A 17,141-nucleotide genomic window follows, 5' to 3' on the forward strand; every position below is an offset into this window, starting at 1 on the left:
CATCTGGCGGTCAGCGCTTTTCGATGTCGATGTAATCGCGCATGGTCTCGCCCAGGTACAGCTGGCGCGGGCGGCCGATCTTGTTCTGCGGATCGGCGATCATCTCTTTCCACTGCGAGATCCAGCCGACGGTGCGCGACAGCGCAAAGATCGGGGTGAACATCGACGTCGGGAAACCCATCGCCTCAAGAATGATACCCGAGTAGAAATCGACGTTGGGGAACAGTTTCTTCTCGATGAAGTAGGGGTCGTTCAGCGCGGTCTGCTCCAGCTCCTTGGCAACTTGCAGCAGCGGGTTGTCCTCGACGCCGAGCAGATCCAGAACCTCGTCCGCGGATTGCTTCAGCACGGTCGCGCGCGGGTCGGTGTTTTTATAGACGCGGTGGCCGAAACCCATCAGGCGGAACGGATCGTTCTTGTCCTTGGCGCGTGCGATAAACTCGGGGATGCGGTCGACCGAGCCGATTTCCTTGAGCATTTCCAGGCAGGCCTGGTTGGCGCCGCCATGGGCCGGACCCCAGAGGCAGGCAATGCCGGCGGCGATACAGGCAAACGGATTTGCGCCCGAGGAAGAGGCCAGACGCACGGTCGAGGTGGAAGCGTTCTGTTCGTGATCCGCGTGCAGGGTCAGGATGCGGTCCATCGCCCGGCTCAGGATCGGGTTCACGTGGTATTCTTCAGCCGGAACCGAGAAGCACATGTGCAGGAAGTTGGCTGCGTAATCCAGATCGTTCTTCGGATACACAAACGGCTGGCCGATCGAATATTTATAGGCCATCGCGGCAATGGTCGGCAGTTTGGCGATAAGACGCACGGCGGCGACTTCGCGCTGCCACGGATCGGTGACATCCAGCGAGTCGTGGTAGAAGGCCGACATCGCGCCGACCACGCCAACCAGCGTCGCCATCGGATGCGCATCCCGGCGGAAGCCGCGGAAGAAGTTGTGCATCTGCTCATGCACCATGGTGTGACGGGTCACACGGGTCTCGAAATCCTCCAGCTGGGTGACGGTCGGCAGTTCGCCGTAAAGCAGCAGGTAGCAAACCTCGAGGTAGTGCGATTTCGATGCCAGCTGGTCGATCGGGTAGCCGCGGTGCAGCAGTTCGCCCTTGTCGCCGTCAATATAGGTGATGGTGCTGTCGCAGCTGGCGGTCGAGGTGAAGCCCGGGTCATAGGTGAACACACCTGCCTTCGCGTAGAGCTTGCGGATGTCGAGAACATCGGGCCCGGCCGTTGGCGAGAAAATGGGCAGCTCGTAGGTTTCGCCATTCAGGCTGAGCGTGGCAGATTTCTGTGTCTCGGTCATGGATGTCCCTTCCTGTTACAGGCACGAGAGCGGCCGTGCAGGCGTCTTCATGCGGGGCAGCGCCTGCGCGGAGTCGCGCAGGGGTTGTGTTATCAAAACAGGCTTACCCGGGAGTTAAGGACCGGTTTCAGCCTGTTGCGTCTTGGAGCCGGGCAATGGTTTCATCGCGGCCCAGAATCAGCATCATATCGAACACCGAAGGCGTTACCGCCCGGCCCGCCAGTGCTGCCCGCAAAGGGCCTGCCAGCTTGCCGAACTTGGTATCATGGGCTTCTGCAAATGCGTTCAGAAGCGCCTCCAGATCGTCACGGACCCAGCTAGCATTTTGCAGCTGCGGCGTCAATTCACCCAGTATACCATCGGATACAGAAGATAGCGCCTTTTCTGCCTTCGCATCCCGGTCAATTGGCCGTGATGAAAGGATAAAATGCGCTTTTTCAAGCAGTTCAGGGAAGGTGCGTGCCCGGTCCTTGAGGCAATACATCGCAGCTTCCAGCCCCTGTGACTGTGCGTCAGTCAGGGCAGTTTCTCCGGCTGCGGCCAGATAGGCGCTGATTTCTTGCCGCAGTGCGGCGTCGTCGCTAACGGCGATATGCTGACCGCTGAGATTCTCCAGCTTCTTGGTGTCGAACCGGGCCGGGCTTTTGCCGATGCCATCAAAGTTAAACCACGCCTTGGCCTGATCGTCCGTAAAAAATTCGTCATCGCCATGCGACCAGCCCAAACGGGCCAGATAGTTGCGCATGCCGGCCGCCGGATAGCCCATCGCCTGGTATTCCTGCGCCCCCAAGGCACCATGGCGTTTGGACAGTTTTTTGCCGTCCGGCCCGTGGATCAGCGGGATATGCGCCCATACCGGCACGTCCCAGCCCATCGCCTCATAGATCATCATCTGGCGGGCGGCGTTGTTCAGGTGGTCATCGCCGCGGATCACATGGGTGACGCCCATATCGTGATCGTCGACCACAACCGCCAGCATGTAAACCGGCGTGCCGTCCGAGCGCAGCAGGATCATGTCATCAAGCTGATCGTTCCTGATGGTGACGTCGCCCTGAACCTCATCCTTGATAACGGTAACGCCGCTTTGCGGCGCTTTGATGCGGATCACAAAAGCTGCATCCGGGTGGCTGGAGGCATCTGCGTCGCGCCAAGGCGAGCGGTAGAGGGTGGATTTTCCTTCGGCCTTGGCCTGTTCACGGAAGGCGGCGATTTCGTCCTGGCTGGCAAAACACTTATAGGCCTTGCCTTCGTCCAGCAATTGCCTGGCGACCTCGGCGTGGCGGTCTGCGCCCTCAAACTGGCTGATCACCTCGCCGTCATGATCCAGGCCCAGCCACGCCATGCCCTGCAGGATGGCGGCGGTCGCCTCGGGCGTGGAGCGTTCGCGGTCGGTGTCTTCAATGCGCAGCAGGAACTTGCCGCCGCGGCCGCGGGCATAAAGCCAATTGAACAGCGCGGTACGGGCGCCGCCGATGTGCAGAAAGCCGGTGGGAGAAGGCGCGAAACGGGTGACAACCGGTTGGGTCATGAGCGGGATTTACCTTTTGGAAACCATGTGAGGTTTAGAGTTTCAGCCTGTCTACCGGGCCAGAAGGCGGGGGGCAAGCATGCGGCCGAGCACAGCCATTGCAGACCTGCTGCAGGCGCAGCGGGGACATCTGTTCCCCTGGACCCCGGTGTTTCTCGGGACCGGGATCGGAGCCTATTTTTCTTTGAAGTCGGAGCCAGGCGCCACCGTGTTTGCCGGGCTGGCGATGTGTGCGCTGCTGATGGCAGCCGGCGCCATGTCCCGGCGGTCGCTGGCGTTTTTACTGTGGGCGCCTGCACTTGCGGCGGCGGGGCTGTGCCTGGCCGGGGCACGGGCGCACCGGGTGTCGGCTCCGGTTCTGGAGTTCCGCTATTACGGGGCGGTGGAGGGACGTGTCGTGGCTGTCGACCGCTCGCCGACCGACGCCCTGCGGCTGACCCTGGATCAGGTTCGGCTGGACCGGGTGGCGGCGGAAGACACGCCGGCCCGTGTCCGCATTTCATTGAAGGCGCAGGAACAGGTGCCGCCGCCCGGCGCCAGGGTCATGACCACCGCGCATTTGCTGCCGCCGCAAGGGCCTGCCGAACCCGGCGGGTTCGATTTCCGCCGCCATGCCTGGTTCAAGCAGCTGGGCGGTCTGGGGTACACAAGGGTTCCGGTGCTGCTGGCAAAGGCACCCGGCCAAGGCCTGCCAGTGGAACGCCTGCGCAGGAATATGGCGCAGGGCTTGCAAGACCGTATAGCAGGAGAGACGGGCGGGTTTGCAGCCGCAATTACCACCGGCGACCGCAGCGGCGTGGGGCAACAAACGCTGACTGCCCTGCGGCAAAGCAACCTGGCGCATCTTCTGGCCATTTCGGGGTTGCATATGGGGCTGCTCACCGGATTTGTCTTTGCGGCGCTGAGAGTTGCGTTCAATCTGATACCTGTCATTGCCCTGCGCTGGCCGGTCAAGAAACTGGCAGCGCTTGCGGCGCTGATTGCTGGCGCGGGATATCTTGCCTTGTCAGGCGGTAATGTGGCGACAGAACGGGCCTTTGTCATGGTGGCGGTGATGTTTGGCGCTGTGCTGCTGAACCGGCGGGCGATTACCCTGCGCGCAGTGGCGGTGGCCGCATGGATAGTGCTGCTGCGGCGCCCGGAAAGCCTGCTGAGCCCTGGTTTTCAGATGAGTTTCGCCGCAACGGCGGCACTGGTTGCGGTCTTTGCCGCGCTGCGGGATGGGGAGGTTCCGTTGGGGCCGCGATGGCTGCGGCCGGTTCTGGCGCTGGTGATTTCATCTGCGGTGGCCGGCGCGGCAACCGCTCCCTTTGCTGCGGCGCATTTCAATACGGTGCCGCATTACGGGCTGCTGGCGAACCTGTTGTCTGTTCCGGTCATGGGCTCGGTTGTTATTCCGGCTGCGGTGCTGGCACTGTGCCTGGCGCCGTTTGGCTTGGAGATGATCGGGCTGACAGTTATGCGATGGGGGCTGGACTGGATCCTGGCAGTCGCGCAGGCCGTTTCGGAATTCGAAGGGGCGCTGTCGCATGTGCCCGCGCCGGGCGTAGGGGTTCTGCCGCTGTTTGCTGCGGGCATGCTGTTTGCGGTGATCTGGCAAGGGTGGCTGCGGCTGGCAGGGCTGCTGCCAGCGGCCTGTGCGCTGCTGATGTGGGGCGCGGCAGAGCGTCCTGTTGTCCTGATTGCTGATTCTGGCGGGCTGGTTGGCGTGATGTCGCCGCACGGCCGGGCCTTGTCCCGGGCCAAAGGGCAGGGGTTTACTGCGAAAATCTGGCTGGAGAATGATGGCGACCCGGCAGGGCAGATCGCCGCCGCGGCGCGCTGGAGGGGTGAAACAGAGGCTTTGCCGATTTGGCAAGGACCGGGATTCCGGCTGGTTCATGCGCCTGGGAAACGTAAGTTCGCGCAGGCAAGTGCCTGTAAAAAGGGAGACATCATCGTTTCCACAGTTACGGCGCAAACGCCGGAGAACTGTCTGCTGCTGACACCGGCAGTGATGCGTCAAACGGGCAGCATCGCCGTGACCGCGACAGGCGGTCTGCAGACATCCCGCAGTGTGTCTGGACAGCGGCTGTGGACAGGATGGCAGCCGGAGGGGGCTGAAATCAGCCGCCTCCGGAGGATTCTTGGCCAGGAAAACCCTTAATAAGTGCGGATCAGCCCAACCAGCTGGCCCTGGATCTGCACCTGATCTTCCGGGTAGCGCCGGGTTTCATAGGCCGGGTTGGCGGCTTCCAGCGCGATCATGCTGCCCTGGCGCTGGTAGCGTTTCAGCGTCGCCTCGTGCCCCTCGACCAATGCAACAACAATATCGCCATTATCTGCCGTGCCGGTTTCACGGATCACCACGATGTCGCCGTCATTGATGCCGGCCTCGATCATCGAGTCGCCCTTGACCTCCAGCGCGAAATGCTGGCCGTTCGGCGCGATCATACCGCCCGGAACTGCCACCTGATGCGACACCTGGCTGATCGCCTCGATCGGCACACCAGCGGCGATGCGGCCCATCACCGGCAGTTCCACAGCAGCCTGGCGCATTGGCTTTGCGGCGGCAGGCGCGGAGGGCGAAGGCTGTGTTTGACCGCCGTCGATCACCTTTGGCGCAAAGCCCTGTCCGTCCGGTGCACCGCCCAGGCTTTCCGGCAGGCGGATAATCTCAATCGCGCGGGCGCGGTGCGGCAGGCGGCGGATAAATCCGCGCTCTTCCAATGCAGTGATCAGCCGGTGAATGCCCGATTTAGACCGCAGGTCCAATTCGACCTTCATTTCATCGAAACTGGGCGGCACGCTGTCGCGCTGCAGACGTTTGTGAATGAATTCCAGCAGTTGCAGTTGCTTTTTTGTGAGCATCGCCGCTCCCTCCGCGCCTCGGGTTTTCTTTTGTTCTACGCATGTTCCCGTTTTGTGTCAATATCGCAGTCCCTGGCGTGGCGTAAAAGAGAACGCGCCTGGGGCGCGTGCCTCCGGCGGGAGTATTTTTGCAAAGCTGAAAGGGGTTTAAATCGGCAAGTATTGCACAGTATCGCCTACGCTGCGCGCGCCGTCCTTGGGCGGGCGGACCAGCAGGGCGTTGGCTTCGGCCAAAATGGTGAGCAGGGAGCTGTCCTGGTTGTCAAACGCTTGCAACTGGCCGTTTTGCACATTTGCCCGCATGTAGTGCTCGCGCGGGCCATTGGCCGTCAGGGGGCGCAAAGGACGGCCGTCAGCAACTGCTGCTGCGATGGTGCAGGCAATCCCAGCATGGATCGCACCATCGGGGCCAGAAACACGTGGCCGCAGACCATGGCCGAAACTGGGTTGCCGGGCAGGCCAACCATAGCAGCGCCATTCATCCGGCCGGCCATCAGCGGTTTGCCGGGGCGCATAGCAACCTTGTAGAAACTGCGCTCCATCCCGAGATCCTGCGCCACCTTGCCGACCAGATCATGATCACCAACCGAGGCGCCGCCGATGGTGACAACCAGATCAGCGCCCTCGGCCAGTTCAAAGGCCGTGCACAGCGAGCTTTCGGTGTCACGGGCGATGGGCAGGATGCGGGCACGGGCGCCAAGGTCTTCGAGCATCGCTTTGAGGCCAAAGGTGTTGGAGGCGATGATCTGGTCCGGTCCGGGGGTACCGCCGGGCATCACCAATTCGTCGCCGGTGGAGATCAGTGCAATCTCAGGGCGGCGGGTGACGGGTATCGCGGGGATGTTCATGGCGGCCAGCAAGGCAATATCAGCCGGTGTCAGGCGCTTGGGGGTCGTGACGGTCTGGCCATCGGTGAAATCGCCGCCGCGAGGACGGATGTTGTGGTTGCTGCCGGGGGCGCCGGTGATGGTGATAAGGTCGCCGTTGCGGGTTGTATCTTCTTGTATAACAACGAAACTTGCGCCTTCAGGTACCGGTGCACCGGTAAAGATACGCACGGCCTGGCCCGCGCCGGCGCGACCCTGAAATGCGTGACCGGCGGCGGCTTCGCCGATCACCTTGAACATGGCGTGCTGCTCAACCTCAGCGGCGTTCACAGCGTAACCGTCCATTGCTGAGGCGGAGAACGGCGGCTGATCACGGCGCGCTTGCAGATCAGCCGCCAGCACCCGGCCCGCGGCCTGTGCCAGCGGCACCTGTTCGGTTTCAAGCTGTTGAACAAGCGATAAAAGATGCGCGCGGGCTTCGCTGACCGGGATCATTTACGCCTCGTACTTGCCTGATTTTCCGCCATCTTTCAGCGTCACGCGGATGCCGCCGATCTGCATCGCCTTGTCCACGGCCTTGGCCATGTCATAGACGGTGAGCGCGGCTGTGGAGACGGCGGTGAGCGCCTCCATCTCAACCCCGGTCTGGCCGGTGGTCTTGACCGTCGCTTCAACCCGCACGCCGGGCAGGTCCGGGTCCAGTGTCAGCTCCACCGCAACCTTGGTCACCGGCAGAGGGTGGCAGAGCGGGATCAGATCGGGCGTCTTCTTGGCGCCCATGATGCCCGCGAGACGGGCCACCGACAGGACATCGCCCTTCTTGGCACGGCCTTCAGCAATGATATCAAAGGTTTCCCGGGCCATGGTAATGTGGCCCTCAGCGGTGGCGATACGCGAAGTCACAGCCTTGTCTGAGACGTCGACCATATGGGCGTCGCCCTTGGTGTCGAAATGGGTGAGGCTCATTGCGATCCTCCTTTACATCATGCCAGGCATCAGCGGATTGGCGAGCAGCGCACGGGTGGCACCGGCGACATCGTCCTGCCGCATCAGGCTTTCGCCGATGAGGAAAGTGCGCGCACCGTAACGGGCCATGTCGCTGAGGTCCTCAGGCGTGGACAGACCGCTTTCGCAAACGATGGTGCGGTCGGCTGGCACCATGCGCGACAGTTCCCGGGTGGTGTCCAGTGTGGTCTCAAACGTCTTGAGATTGCGGTTGTTGATGCCCATCAGCGGCGATTTCAGGTTGCAGGCGCGCTCCAGCTCTTCGGCGTCATGCACCTCCAGCAGAACATCCATGCCCCAGTCAAAGGCGCTTTCCTCCAGCTCCTGCGCCTGGGCGTCTGAGACCGAGGCGAGGATGATCAGGATGCAGTCGGCGCCCAGGGCGCGGGCCTCAGCCACCTGATAGGTGTCATACATGAAGTCCTTGCGCAGCGCAGGCAGCGAACAGGCCGCGCGGGCTTGGGTCAGGAACTCCTTGGCGCCTTGGAAGCTGGGGGTGTCGGTCAGGACAGACAGGCAGGTCGCGCCGCCGTCCTCATAGGCCTTGGCCAGTTCAGCTGGTTCGAAATCAGGGCGGATCAACCCCTTGGAGGGGCTGGCTTTCTTGATCTCGGCAATCAGACCGTAACCGCTGCGGTTGGCTTGTTTCAAGCTGTCGGCAAAGCCGCGCACCGGGGAGGCATCGCGCGCTTCGGCTTCGACCGCCTCCAGTGGTTTGGCGGCCTTGTCGGCAGCGACTTCCTCCAGTTTGTAGGCCTTGATCTTGTCGAGCACGTTTTTGGTCATACCAGTTTCACTCATGCCTGGGCCTCCGTTCCTGCGTTCCAGTCTATGGCAGTTTCACCGCGGGCGGCGAGCCAATTGTTCACTTTTGAAAAGGGCCGGGACCCGAAGAAACCGCGCCGCGCCGACAACGGCGAGGGATGGGCTGTTTTCAGGATCAGGTGATCGCCCGGTTTGATATGTTTTTCAAGCTTTTGTGCAGCATTTCCCCACAGAATGCATGCGGTGGGGGTTTGTGAGGCCAGTTCCAGCACCTGATGCACCAGGTGGTGCCAGCCAAAGTGCTTGTGACCGTTTGCCTCGCCTGCGGGAACTGACAGCGCAGTGTTCAAAAGCAAAACACCCTGGCGCGCCCAGCCGTGCAGGTCCGCATTCGGGCGGGTGACGCCAAGATCATCCTCCAATTCCTTATAAATATTGGACAATGAGCGGGGAAAGGGCGGACGTCCGGCTCGGCTGAGAAGGCGAGCCCATGGGCGTGGCCCGGCGTCGGATAGGGATCCTGCCCCAGGATCACCACGCGAGTGTTCTCAGGCTGGGTCAGCTCCAGCGCAGCGAACCGCTGATGCGCGGGCGGCAGGACGGTCCGGGGATCCTCAGCAATTGCAGCTGCGATCCCGGGCCAGTGGTCGGTGAAAAAGGGCAGGCTGGACCAGGCGCCCAGCCCCGGCGGAAGATCGGTCATGCGGCTGAGGTGATCCGCGCCAGTGCCTCGACCTTGGACTTGGCCGCCCCGCTGTCGATGGACTCGGCCGCGCGCGCGACACCTTCCTTGAGGTCGGCAGCCTTACCCGCGACAACCAGCGCAGCGGCGGCGTTCAGCAGCACCGCATCCCGGTAGGCAGAGGGCGTGCCTTGCAGCAGCACCCGGAAGGCCATTGCGTTTTCTTCAGGGGTGCCGCCGACAATCATGTCAAAGTCATGCACCGGCAGGCCTGCGTCCTCGGGGTGGAGTTCGACATCGCGGATGCTGCCGTCTTCCTCCAAAGCGGAGACCCAGCTGACGCCGGTAATTGTCAGCTCATCCGTGCCGTCAGAACCGTGCACCAGCCAGGCGCGTTCCGACCCCAGGGCTTTCAGCGTTTCCGCCATCGGCCGGATCATTGCGCGGCTGAAAGCGCCGGTCAGCTGGCGTTTCACGCCGGCCGGGTTGGTCAGCGGGCCGAGGATGTTAAAGATAGTGCGGGTGCCAAGCTCGGACCGGGTGGGCATTACATGTGCCACTGCCGGGTGATGCATGGGGGCCATCATAAAGCCGATACCGGCTTCATTTATTGCCTTTTCAACCACTTCCGGGCCGACCATCACGTTAATGCCCATCTGGGACTGCATGTCGGCAGTGCCGGATTTGGAGCTGAGGTTGCGGTTACCGTGTTTGGCAACCACCACGCCTGCGCCGGCCGCCACAAAGGCAGTGGCGGTGGAGATGTTGAGGGTGTTCTTGCCGTCACCGCCGGTGCCGACGATGTCCATGGCACCTGCAGGCGCTTTCACCGGGTTGCATTTGGCGCGCATCACGGCGGCGGCAGCAGCGTATTCGTCAACGCTTTCGCCACGGGTGCGCATCGCCATCAGAAGGCCGCCGATCTGACTGGGCGTGGCCTCGCCCTCAAACAGCAGAGTGAAGGCGGTTTCGGCTTCTTCGCGGGTGAGGGAACGTTCTGCGGCAGCACCGATCAACGGTTTCAGGCGGTCGCTCATGCGGGCACCTGCATCACGTCGAGAAAGTTTTTCAGCAGCGCGTGACCGTGCTCAGATGCAATCGATTCCGGATGGAACTGCACTCCGTGGATCGGCAGCTCCTTATGCTGCAGACCCATGATAGTGCCGTCTTCCAGTTCAGCGGTGATTTCCAGGCAATCCGGCAGGCTGTCGCGCTCAACCACCAGAGAGTGATAGCGGGTTGCGTCAAAAGGTGTCGGCAAGCCTTTGAAAACACCAGTATCCTTGTGGTGCATCTTACCCATCTTACCGTGCACGATCTCGTGGCAGCGGATCACCTTGCCGCCAAAGGCCTGGCCGATGGTCTGATGGCCCAGGCAAACACCCAGCAAGGGTATGCCGGTTTCGGCTGCGGCTTCGGTCAGCGCCAGGCAGATGCCGGCCTGATCCGGGTCGCAGGGACCGGGCGACAGCAGAATGCCTGAGGGCTTCATTGCCATGGCTTCTTGCACGTTGATGGCGTCGTTGCGGCGGACTTCCATTTCCGCGCCCAGCTCACCCAGATAATGGACGAGGTTGTAGGTAAAGGAATCGTAGTTGTCTATCAGCAGCAGCATCGTAGCGGGCTCTTTTAAGGGTGGCGGGCGGAGGGCACGCCGCAGTATAGTGGTCGAAACATACATGTTCAGGGATACGGGGCAGCGTCAAGGGCAGGATAGGCGAATGCCGGAGTGAACAGAAACAGGGTTCGCTCAGGCACGCTGGAACGGCGCGGCACCGAAAACGGATTGAGAGGCAAAACAGGCATGCGTGGATTTCTGGGCGGCGTGAGTGTCGGGGCATTGCTGGCCGCGGGCGGGCTGGCGATGCTGTCTTTGTCGGTGCCCTTGCCGGACAGCGGTGCCGATACCGCAGCGGTGCCGGCCCCTGCCGCGCATGATCCTGGCGATGCGCCGCAGATGCCAAACGGCGGCACCGACGCCGCCACGGACGCTGCCGGTCCGCCCGCCAGCAGCCAGGGACGTGATGCAGATCTTGTTGAGGCACAGCCGGCCGCGCCGGCCGAAACCGGTGGCAGCGATGACCTGAACGCGCTTGCAGGGGCGGATACCGCGCCGGCCGGCAAACCTGAGGTCGGGCAGTCAGCGGCGCTTATCGCTTCCAGCGATCCGGAAACAGCGGCAGCACCGGGTTTGGCAAAGGGACCGGATGCGCCTCTGCCGCAGGCCGTTCAGCCGGCGGTGCCGCAGGCCCCGGGCGCTGAGTCTGCCGTTATTGCTGCCACCGAGCCAGCACCGGAACCCGCGCCCGAGGCGCCCGAAATTGCGCAAGAGGATACGGCAGAGGCTGCGCAGCCTGATGCCATGGCGGTTCCGGTTGAGACACCGGAGACCTCTGCTGTTCTGGCGCCGGATATCGGCAGCGCGCCGCAGGCTATCACGCTGCCGGTAATCGGTGCGGCACCGGTTCTGCCAGAGGCTGGCGGCGACAGCGGCGAGAGTATTTCTGACAGCGAAACAGGTCAGGAATCTGCGGTTGCAGGGCAAGAGGCTTTGGCACCAAGTATCGGCACACCGGTTGTTCCGCTGACCGACCGGGACAAGCCGCAGGACGCCGGATTTGCCACTGCGGGGGTATCGGACCAGACGCCGTTTACCGCCTATGCCGAACCTTTTGACAATCCGGAAGACCGGCCGCTGATGTCGATTGTGCTGATCGACGACGAGGGGGCTGTCGGGGCCGAAGCGCTGGCGGAATTCCCCTATCCGTTGAGCTTTGCCATTGATCCGGAAGACCCGCAGGCTGCATCAAAGATGGTCGCGCGCAGGGCGGCGGGGTTCGAAGTGCTGATGCTGGCGGATCTGCCGCGATCTGCGTCGCCGCAGGACGCGGAGACGGCGCTGGAGGTCTGGCGCGGCAAGCTGCCGGAGGCCATGGCGATCCTCGAAGGCATCGGGACCGGGGTGCAGGGCAACCGGGCGCTGGCGGATCAGGTTGCAGCGGTTGCGGCCTCGGCCGGCTACGGGCTGGTGACCCAGGACAGCGGGTTGAACACGGTGCAGAAACTGGCGCTGCGCGATGGTGTGCCGGCCGGTGTTGTGTTCCGCGACTTTGACGGAGCCGGTCAAAACCCGCGGTCGATCCGGCGGTTTCTGGATCAGGCAGCGTTCCGGGCCGGGCAGGAAGGCGCGGTGATCATGCTTGGACGGTTGCGCCCTGATACGATTTCAGCGCTGCTGATCTGGGGCCTGCAGGACCGGGCCGCCCGGATTGCGCTGGCGCCGGTCTCGGCCAGTTTGGAAGCAAACCTGCCGGCCAAGTAAAAACGGCGCCCAAGGCGGGCGCCGTGCCTTCGGCGAGGGTATTTTGAACCAGAAAGAAGCCGCAGAACAGTCCTGCGCTGCAAGTCCTAGCGGTTGCCGTTGCCGGTGAAACGGGCAGCGTCCGCTGCCGCGCGGCGGATGGCATTGGATTTATGGACAGTCTCCATGTATTCCGCTTCCGGGTCGCTGTCATAGACCACGCCGCCGCCGGCCTGAATATAGAGGCTCTGATCCTTGACGATGGCGGTGCGCAGGGCAATGCACATGTCCATGTCGCCGCCTGCCGAGAAATAGCCGACACCACCGCCATAGATACCGCGTTTTTCCGGCTCCAGCTCGTCGATGATCTCCATCGCCCGGACCTTGGGGGCGCCGGAGACGGTGCCTGCGGGCATCCCGGCAAAGAAAGCGTCGAGCGCGTCCTTGTCCTCTGCCAGTTCGCCGACGACGTTGGAGACGATGTGCATCACGTGGCTGTAGCGTTCGATGATGAACTTCTCGGTCGGGCGCACGGTGCCGATTTTTGCGACCCGGCCGGTGTCATTGCGGCCCAGATCCAGCAGCATCAGATGCTCGGCCAGTTCTTTCTTGTCGGCCAGCAGGTCCAGTTCCAGCGCCTTGTCTTCTTCGGGTGTGGCGCCGCGGGGCGGGTGCCTGCGATCGGGCGGATGGTGACCTCCTGCCCGAAAACGCGGACCAGGATTTCCGGGGACGCGCCCACCACCTGGAAGCCGCCGAAGTTGAAGTAGAACATGAAGGGCGACGGGTTGGTGCGGCGCAAGCTGCGGTAAAGCGCGAAAGGCGGCTGGCGGAAGGCTTGCGTCCAGCGCTGTGCCGGCACCACCTGGAAGATGTCGCCTGCGCGGATGTAGTCCTTGGCTTTTTCCACCGCGGCCATGTAGCTGTCCTTGGTGAAGTTCGACACCGGCGGTGCAACTTCATCCGCGTCACCCAGATCGCGGCTTTCGGCGGGCATGGCGCGTTCCAGATCGCGCACCGCGTCCATCACCCGTTCGGCGGCTTGGGCATAGGCGGCCTTGGCGGTCTGGCCATCGCTGGACCAGACGGGGGAGACCACGGTGACCTCGCCCTTGACCCCGTCCAGCACGGCAATCACCGAGGGGCGCAGCATCAGCGCGTCGGGCAGGCCGAGCGGATCGGGGTTCACATCAGGCAGGTGTTCAACCAGGCGGATCATGTCATAGCCCAAGTAGCCGAACAGCCCGGCTGCGGCCTGCGGCAGATCATCGGGCAGGTCGATCCTGCTTTCGGCAATCAGCGCCCGCAGGTTGTCCATCGGGTTGCCGTCCTGCGGGGTGAAATCATCCGCATCAAACCGGGCTGAGCGGTTCAGGCTGGACTGATCGCCGTGGCAGCGCCAGACCAGATCAGGTTTCATACCGATGATCGAATAGCGCCCGCGCACCTCGCCGCCGGTGACAGATTCCAGCATGAAGGCGTCCTTTTGGGCGCCGGTCAGCTTGAGCATCAGCGATACAGGCGTGTCGAGATCGGCGGCAAGGCGGGTGTAAACGACCTGGTTCTCGCCGGCCTCGTAAGCCTTGGCGAATGTGTCGAAATCGGGGGTCAGAGCCATTGGTGCTTGCCTTGATTACTGGAAGTTCGCCTGCGCTGCATTCAGCGCCTGCTGGTCGACACGGGGTTCGGCGCGGGCCTGGACGTCCTGCACATAGGCCTGGAACAGCTCCTGGGCCAGGGCCTGGTTCAGTTGCGCCTGCAAGGCCTGGGTGAGCAGGTTCATGTCATCGCTGGCTTCCGGCGGCAGAATACCGTCAAGGCGGACGGCCACAGCCGACTCCGCATCCTGCAGCAGGCGGAAGTTTCCGACCTCCATTTCGAAGACCTGGGTGACCAGGTCTGCGGGTACTGTGTCGATGTAGGCTGTGCGGGTCAGGCCGGTCTCGGTTTTGACTTCAGCCCCTTCGGCAAAGCCGCCGGCACTCTCTGCCTGGGCCAGAAGCGTCTCGCCCTGCTCACGCAGCGCGGTGGCGAGGCGGTCGGCCTGCCATGCGGCGAGGACCTTATCCTTGGCATCGGCAAAGGGTTCCGGACGTTCCGGCAGGACCTCGTCCAGGCGCAGGGCGAACAGGCTGCCATCGTCCAGGAAGTCCACAGCCGGGAAATCCTCGGCGGTGACGGCGGCGGCGGCGGTGCGGAAGCCTTCATAAGCTGCGATGCCATCGCTGGCATTGTCTGTCCAATGGATCTGAACCAGCTCCAGCCCGCTTTCGGTTGCGAGTTCTTCAAGCGTAGCGCCACCGGCCAGAAGGTCGTCGATGTCTTCGGCCTGGGCCTCTACCAGACGGCGGGTGCGGTCGGACGCCAGTTCCTCGCGCAGGTCCGGCATTGCCTGTTCAAAGGTCGTGATCTGGGCCTCAAGGCGGCCGTTCACACGGTACAGCGCCGGGCCAAGATCAGAGGGCAGGGGGCCTTCCACATCGCCGACCTGGGCGGCAAACACATCGGTGCCTGCAGCGCCGAGCGCGCCCATGGTCACATCGCCCATGTCAATATCCTGCAGGGTCAGGCCGCGGGCATCAACCAGGCTTTCGAATGTCGCACCGCCGGTTTCCAGCTGTGCCTTGGCGCTGGCAGCAGCATCGTCATCGGCAAATACCAGACGTTCCACCAGACGGCGCTCGGGCACCTGGTACTGGCTGGAGCGGTCATTGAACAGCTGGCGCAGGGCGGCCTCGTCGATCTCCACTTCGTCCAGCAGCATCGATGGGCGCAGCGCGGCGTAGGTGATCACCTTGGTTTCCGGCAGCATGAACTGGTCCTGTGCCGCCTCGTAGAAGGCTTGCAGCTCGGCATCCGCAGGAACCTGGGCGGTCAGGGCGATGTCAGCGGCGTTGATCTGCACATAGGAAAAGCTGCGGCGTGCGCCGATGAAACCGGTCAGGGTTTCGGTCAGGATCCCCGGCATTTCGGTGCCGGACAATACCGCGTTCTGGACGATGGTGCGGGCGGCTTCGCGGCGCAGGTCCTCTTCGAATTCTTTTTCCGACAGGCCTGCGTTTCTGAGGGCGAAGCTATAGGCCTCGCGGTCAAAAGCGCCGTTCACGCCTTGGAAGGCATCGATGGCGCCCAGCTCTTCGATCAGGTTTTCGTCACCGATCGACAAGCCCAGGCCCTTCGCCTCGTGATCGAGCGCTGCCAGCGAGATCAGGCGGCCAAGGACCACCCGGTCAAGACCAAAGGCGCTGAGCTGCGCCATGGAAACGGCCTGGCCGGTTTGCGCCTGCAGCCCGCGCTGCTCGCGCTGCAATTCCCGCACATAGGTGCCGATGCTGACTTCCTCGTCGCCGACACTGGCAACCGAGGAGGCGGAGCTGGTGAAATTCACCGCGCCAAATCCGGCAAGGCCGACGATCAGCATCCCCATCAGGATCCAGACAAAGGTTTTGGATAGCTTTTTCATGCCTGCGGCCATGATGCCCTCTTTATTGTTCTGCCGTGCAAGGGGTCGCCTTGCGGCGGGAAATGCCGCTGACTGAATACGCGGCTGCCCGCAGAGGGGCAAGATGGTTGCGGATCAAACTGCTGCGTGATCAGGGATTAAAGGCGGCCAGCCGGTCAAACAGCGTCTGGATGCCTGTCCGGTCCGCATTGGCAAAGGCAATGCGGAACTGGCGCGCGCCATCCGGATCATCTGCGGGCATGAACATGGAACCCGGCAGCATCAGAACCGAAGCCTCTGACACCAGCCGTTTGGCGATGTCTTCCGACGGCAGGTCGAACGGATGCGCGACATAGGCAAAATAGGCACCGCATCCGAGCAGCTTCCAGCCCTTGGCGGCCAGAACAGGAAACCCGTCTTCGATTGCTGCGCGGCGGTCGAGGATTTCCTGCCGCTCTCCGGCCAGCCAGCCCTGCAGGTTTTCAATTCCCCAAAGGGCGCCGGCCTGGCCCAGCTGCGAGGGGCAGATGGTGACGGTGTCCAGAAACTTCTCCATTTCGTACATCTTGTCCGGCGAAGCAGCAACCGCACCGACCCGGTGGCCGGTCAGCCGGTAAGCCTTGGAGAAGGAATAGAGGTGGATAAGGGTCCGGTCCCAGCCATCCAGCTGGAACAGCCCATGCGGCGCGCCTTCGCGGCTGTCAAAATCGCGGTAGGTTTCGTCCACGATCAGGGCAATGCCCCTGGCTTGGGCCAGATCAAAGAAAGCCCGCACCAGCCCGGAAGGGTATTCGACGCCGCAAGGGTTATTAGGGGTGACCAGCACGATGGCGCGGGTGCGGGGGGTGATCAGCGCCTCAGCGGCAGCAAGGTCCGGCAGCATACCGGCCCCAACGTGCAGAGGCATGGCAGTCACGCCGGCCATGTCCAGCCACATCTTGTGGTTAAAGTACCAGGGCACGGGGATGATCACCTCATCCCCCTCGCCGCACAGCGCGGCAATCGCAGCGGCAAAGGCCTGGTTGCAGCCGGAGGTGATACCAACCTGCTCTGCCCGCACGTCTGCTTGGTAGTGGCCGGATATCTGCCGCGCCAGCGCCCGGCGCAACGGGTCATTGCCCAGGACGGGACCGTATAAATGCGCCTCAACATCATTGAGCGCTGCATCTGCGAGTGCCTGGCGCAGTCCTTGGGGCGGCGCTTCTGCCGGCGCGGCCTGGCTGACATTCAGCAGCGGGCGTTCTGGCGGGAATTCAACCCCGGCCACCCAGCGGCGCGATTCGACGATGGGCGAGACAAATGTGGCTTGGGTGCGGGGAAGGGGCATGTGAGGCTCCGGGCGGCAGCAGATAATGTCAGGTGCGCCGGACCGGGCGCCGGCACATGTCTGGCACGGCGGAATGGACAGCTCAAGCGGTAACGGCGGGTGCCGGCA

11 protein-coding genes and 3 pseudogenes are annotated in these 17,141 nt (G+C 63.0%); 2 read left to right on the forward strand and 12 right to left on the reverse strand.

Annotated elements, in window-relative coordinates; translation table 11 throughout:
* Nucleotides 1-10 precede the first annotated feature (10 nt).
* Nucleotides 11-1,306 carry a citrate synthase gene (locus ETW23_RS10075; protein ID WP_129370948.1) on the reverse strand — a complete coding sequence of 432 codons (1,296 nt, stop codon included), beginning with the start codon at nt 1,304-1,306 and terminating at the stop codon, nt 11-13.
* 127 nt (nt 1,307-1,433) lie between these two features.
* Nucleotides 1,434-2,834, reverse strand: a complete 1,401-nt coding sequence (gltX, locus tag ETW23_RS10080) for a glutamate--tRNA ligase (RefSeq protein WP_134829908.1) — start codon at nt 2,832-2,834, stop codon at nt 1,434-1,436.
* 79 nt (nt 2,835-2,913) lie between these two features.
* On the opposite strand from gltX, the gene ETW23_RS10085 reads away from it, so the two are divergent.
* A complete protein-coding gene (locus ETW23_RS10085) occupies nt 2,914-4,980 on the forward strand; it encodes a ComEC/Rec2 family competence protein (RefSeq protein ID WP_134829909.1) in 2,067 nt (688 codons plus the stop codon).
* Here ETW23_RS10085 and lexA read toward each other — a convergent pair.
* The 7 genes and pseudogenes from lexA to ETW23_RS10120 form a co-directional block, all read right to left on the reverse strand.
* Nucleotides 4,977-5,684, reverse strand: a complete 708-nt coding sequence (gene lexA, locus ETW23_RS10090) for a transcriptional repressor LexA (RefSeq protein WP_134829910.1) — start codon at nt 5,682-5,684, stop codon at nt 4,977-4,979. The genes ETW23_RS10085 and lexA overlap by 4 nt on opposite strands.
* A 147-nt stretch (nt 5,685-5,831) precedes the next feature.
* Nucleotides 5,832-7,006 (reverse strand): annotated as a pseudogene (gene glp / locus ETW23_RS10095) (gephyrin-like molybdotransferase Glp).
* Nucleotides 7,007-7,477: a cyclic pyranopterin monophosphate synthase MoaC gene (gene moaC, locus ETW23_RS10100; RefSeq protein ID WP_134829911.1), complete on the reverse strand. Its 471-nt coding sequence runs from the start codon at nt 7,475-7,477 to the stop codon at nt 7,007-7,009. It lies immediately after the preceding pseudogene.
* 12 nt (nt 7,478-7,489) lie between these two features.
* Entirely contained in the window at nt 7,490-8,302 is an 813-nt protein-coding gene (gene trpC / locus ETW23_RS10105) for an indole-3-glycerol phosphate synthase TrpC (protein ID WP_134831295.1), read from the reverse strand.
* Nucleotides 8,303-8,313: 11 nt separating this feature from the next.
* A pseudogene (locus ETW23_RS10110) lies at nt 8,314-8,984 on the reverse strand (uracil-DNA glycosylase).
* Entirely contained in the window at nt 8,981-10,000 is a 1,020-nt protein-coding gene (trpD, locus tag ETW23_RS10115; protein ID WP_134829912.1) for an anthranilate phosphoribosyltransferase, read from the reverse strand. The pseudogene ETW23_RS10110 and the gene trpD overlap by 4 nt, the downstream one beginning before the upstream one ends.
* Nucleotides 9,997-10,578: an aminodeoxychorismate/anthranilate synthase component II gene (locus ETW23_RS10120; protein WP_134829913.1), complete on the reverse strand. Its 582-nt coding sequence runs from the start codon at nt 10,576-10,578 to the stop codon at nt 9,997-9,999. The genes trpD and ETW23_RS10120 overlap by 4 nt, the downstream gene beginning before the upstream one ends.
* A 189-nt stretch (nt 10,579-10,767) precedes the next feature.
* Here ETW23_RS10120 and ETW23_RS10125 point away from each other — a divergent pair, with 189 nt between their 5' ends.
* Nucleotides 10,768-12,285 carry a polysaccharide deacteylase family 2 protein gene (locus ETW23_RS10125; protein ID WP_134829914.1) on the forward strand — a complete coding sequence of 506 codons (1,518 nt, stop codon included), beginning with the start codon at nt 10,768-10,770 and terminating at the stop codon, nt 12,283-12,285.
* Between the two features lie 86 nt (nt 12,286-12,371).
* On the opposite strand, the pseudogene trpE reads toward ETW23_RS10125, so the two are convergent.
* The 3 genes and pseudogenes from trpE to ETW23_RS10140 form a co-directional block, all read right to left on the reverse strand.
* Nucleotides 12,372-13,882, reverse strand: a pseudogene (gene trpE / locus ETW23_RS10130) (anthranilate synthase component I).
* A gap of 15 nt (nt 13,883-13,897) precedes the next feature.
* Complete coding sequence (locus tag ETW23_RS10135; RefSeq protein WP_134829915.1) at nt 13,898-15,739, reverse strand: peptidylprolyl isomerase; 1,842 nt, start codon at nt 15,737-15,739, stop codon at nt 13,898-13,900.
* Nucleotides 15,740-15,857: 118 nt separating this feature from the next.
* Nucleotides 15,858-17,033 (reverse strand): aminotransferase, encoded by a 1,176-nt coding sequence (locus tag ETW23_RS10140; RefSeq protein ID WP_134829916.1) that lies wholly within the window; start codon nt 17,031-17,033, stop codon nt 15,858-15,860.
* Nucleotides 17,034-17,141 lie beyond the last annotated feature (108 nt).

Source organism: Leisingera sp. NJS201 (genome assembly GCF_004535885.1).
Taxonomy (GTDB): Bacteria; Pseudomonadota; Alphaproteobacteria; order Rhodobacterales; family Rhodobacteraceae; genus Leisingera.

Coding starts and splice junctions, on each gene's coding strand:
- moaC (WP_134829911.1), bottom strand. CDS start 7,477: ATGAGCCTCACCCATTTCGACACCAAGGGCGACGCCCATATGGTCGAC.
- trpC (WP_134831295.1), bottom strand. CDS start 8,302: ATGACCAAAAACGTGCTCGACAAGATCAAGGCCTACAAACTGGAGGAA.
- ETW23_RS10085 (WP_134829909.1), top strand. CDS start 2,914: ATGCGGCCGAGCACAGCCATTGCAGACCTGCTGCAGGCGCAGCGGGGA.
- ETW23_RS10140 (WP_134829916.1), bottom strand. CDS start 17,033: ATGCCCCTTCCCCGCACCCAAGCCACATTTGTCTCGCCCATCGTCGAA.
- ETW23_RS10125 (WP_134829914.1), top strand. CDS start 10,768: ATGCGTGGATTTCTGGGCGGCGTGAGTGTCGGGGCATTGCTGGCCGCG.
- gltX (WP_134829908.1), bottom strand. CDS start 2,834: ATGACCCAACCGGTTGTCACCCGTTTCGCGCCTTCTCCCACCGGCTTT.
- ETW23_RS10120 (WP_134829913.1), bottom strand. CDS start 10,578: ATGCTGCTGCTGATAGACAACTACGATTCCTTTACCTACAACCTCGTC.
- trpD (WP_134829912.1), bottom strand. CDS start 10,000: ATGAGCGACCGCCTGAAACCGTTGATCGGTGCTGCCGCAGAACGTTCC.
- ETW23_RS10135 (WP_134829915.1), bottom strand. CDS start 15,739: ATGGCCGCAGGCATGAAAAAGCTATCCAAAACCTTTGTCTGGATCCTG.
- ETW23_RS10075 (WP_129370948.1), bottom strand. CDS start 1,306: ATGACCGAGACACAGAAATCTGCCACGCTCAGCCTGAATGGCGAAACC.
- lexA (WP_134829910.1), bottom strand. CDS start 5,684: ATGCTCACAAAAAAGCAACTGCAACTGCTGGAATTCATTCACAAACGT.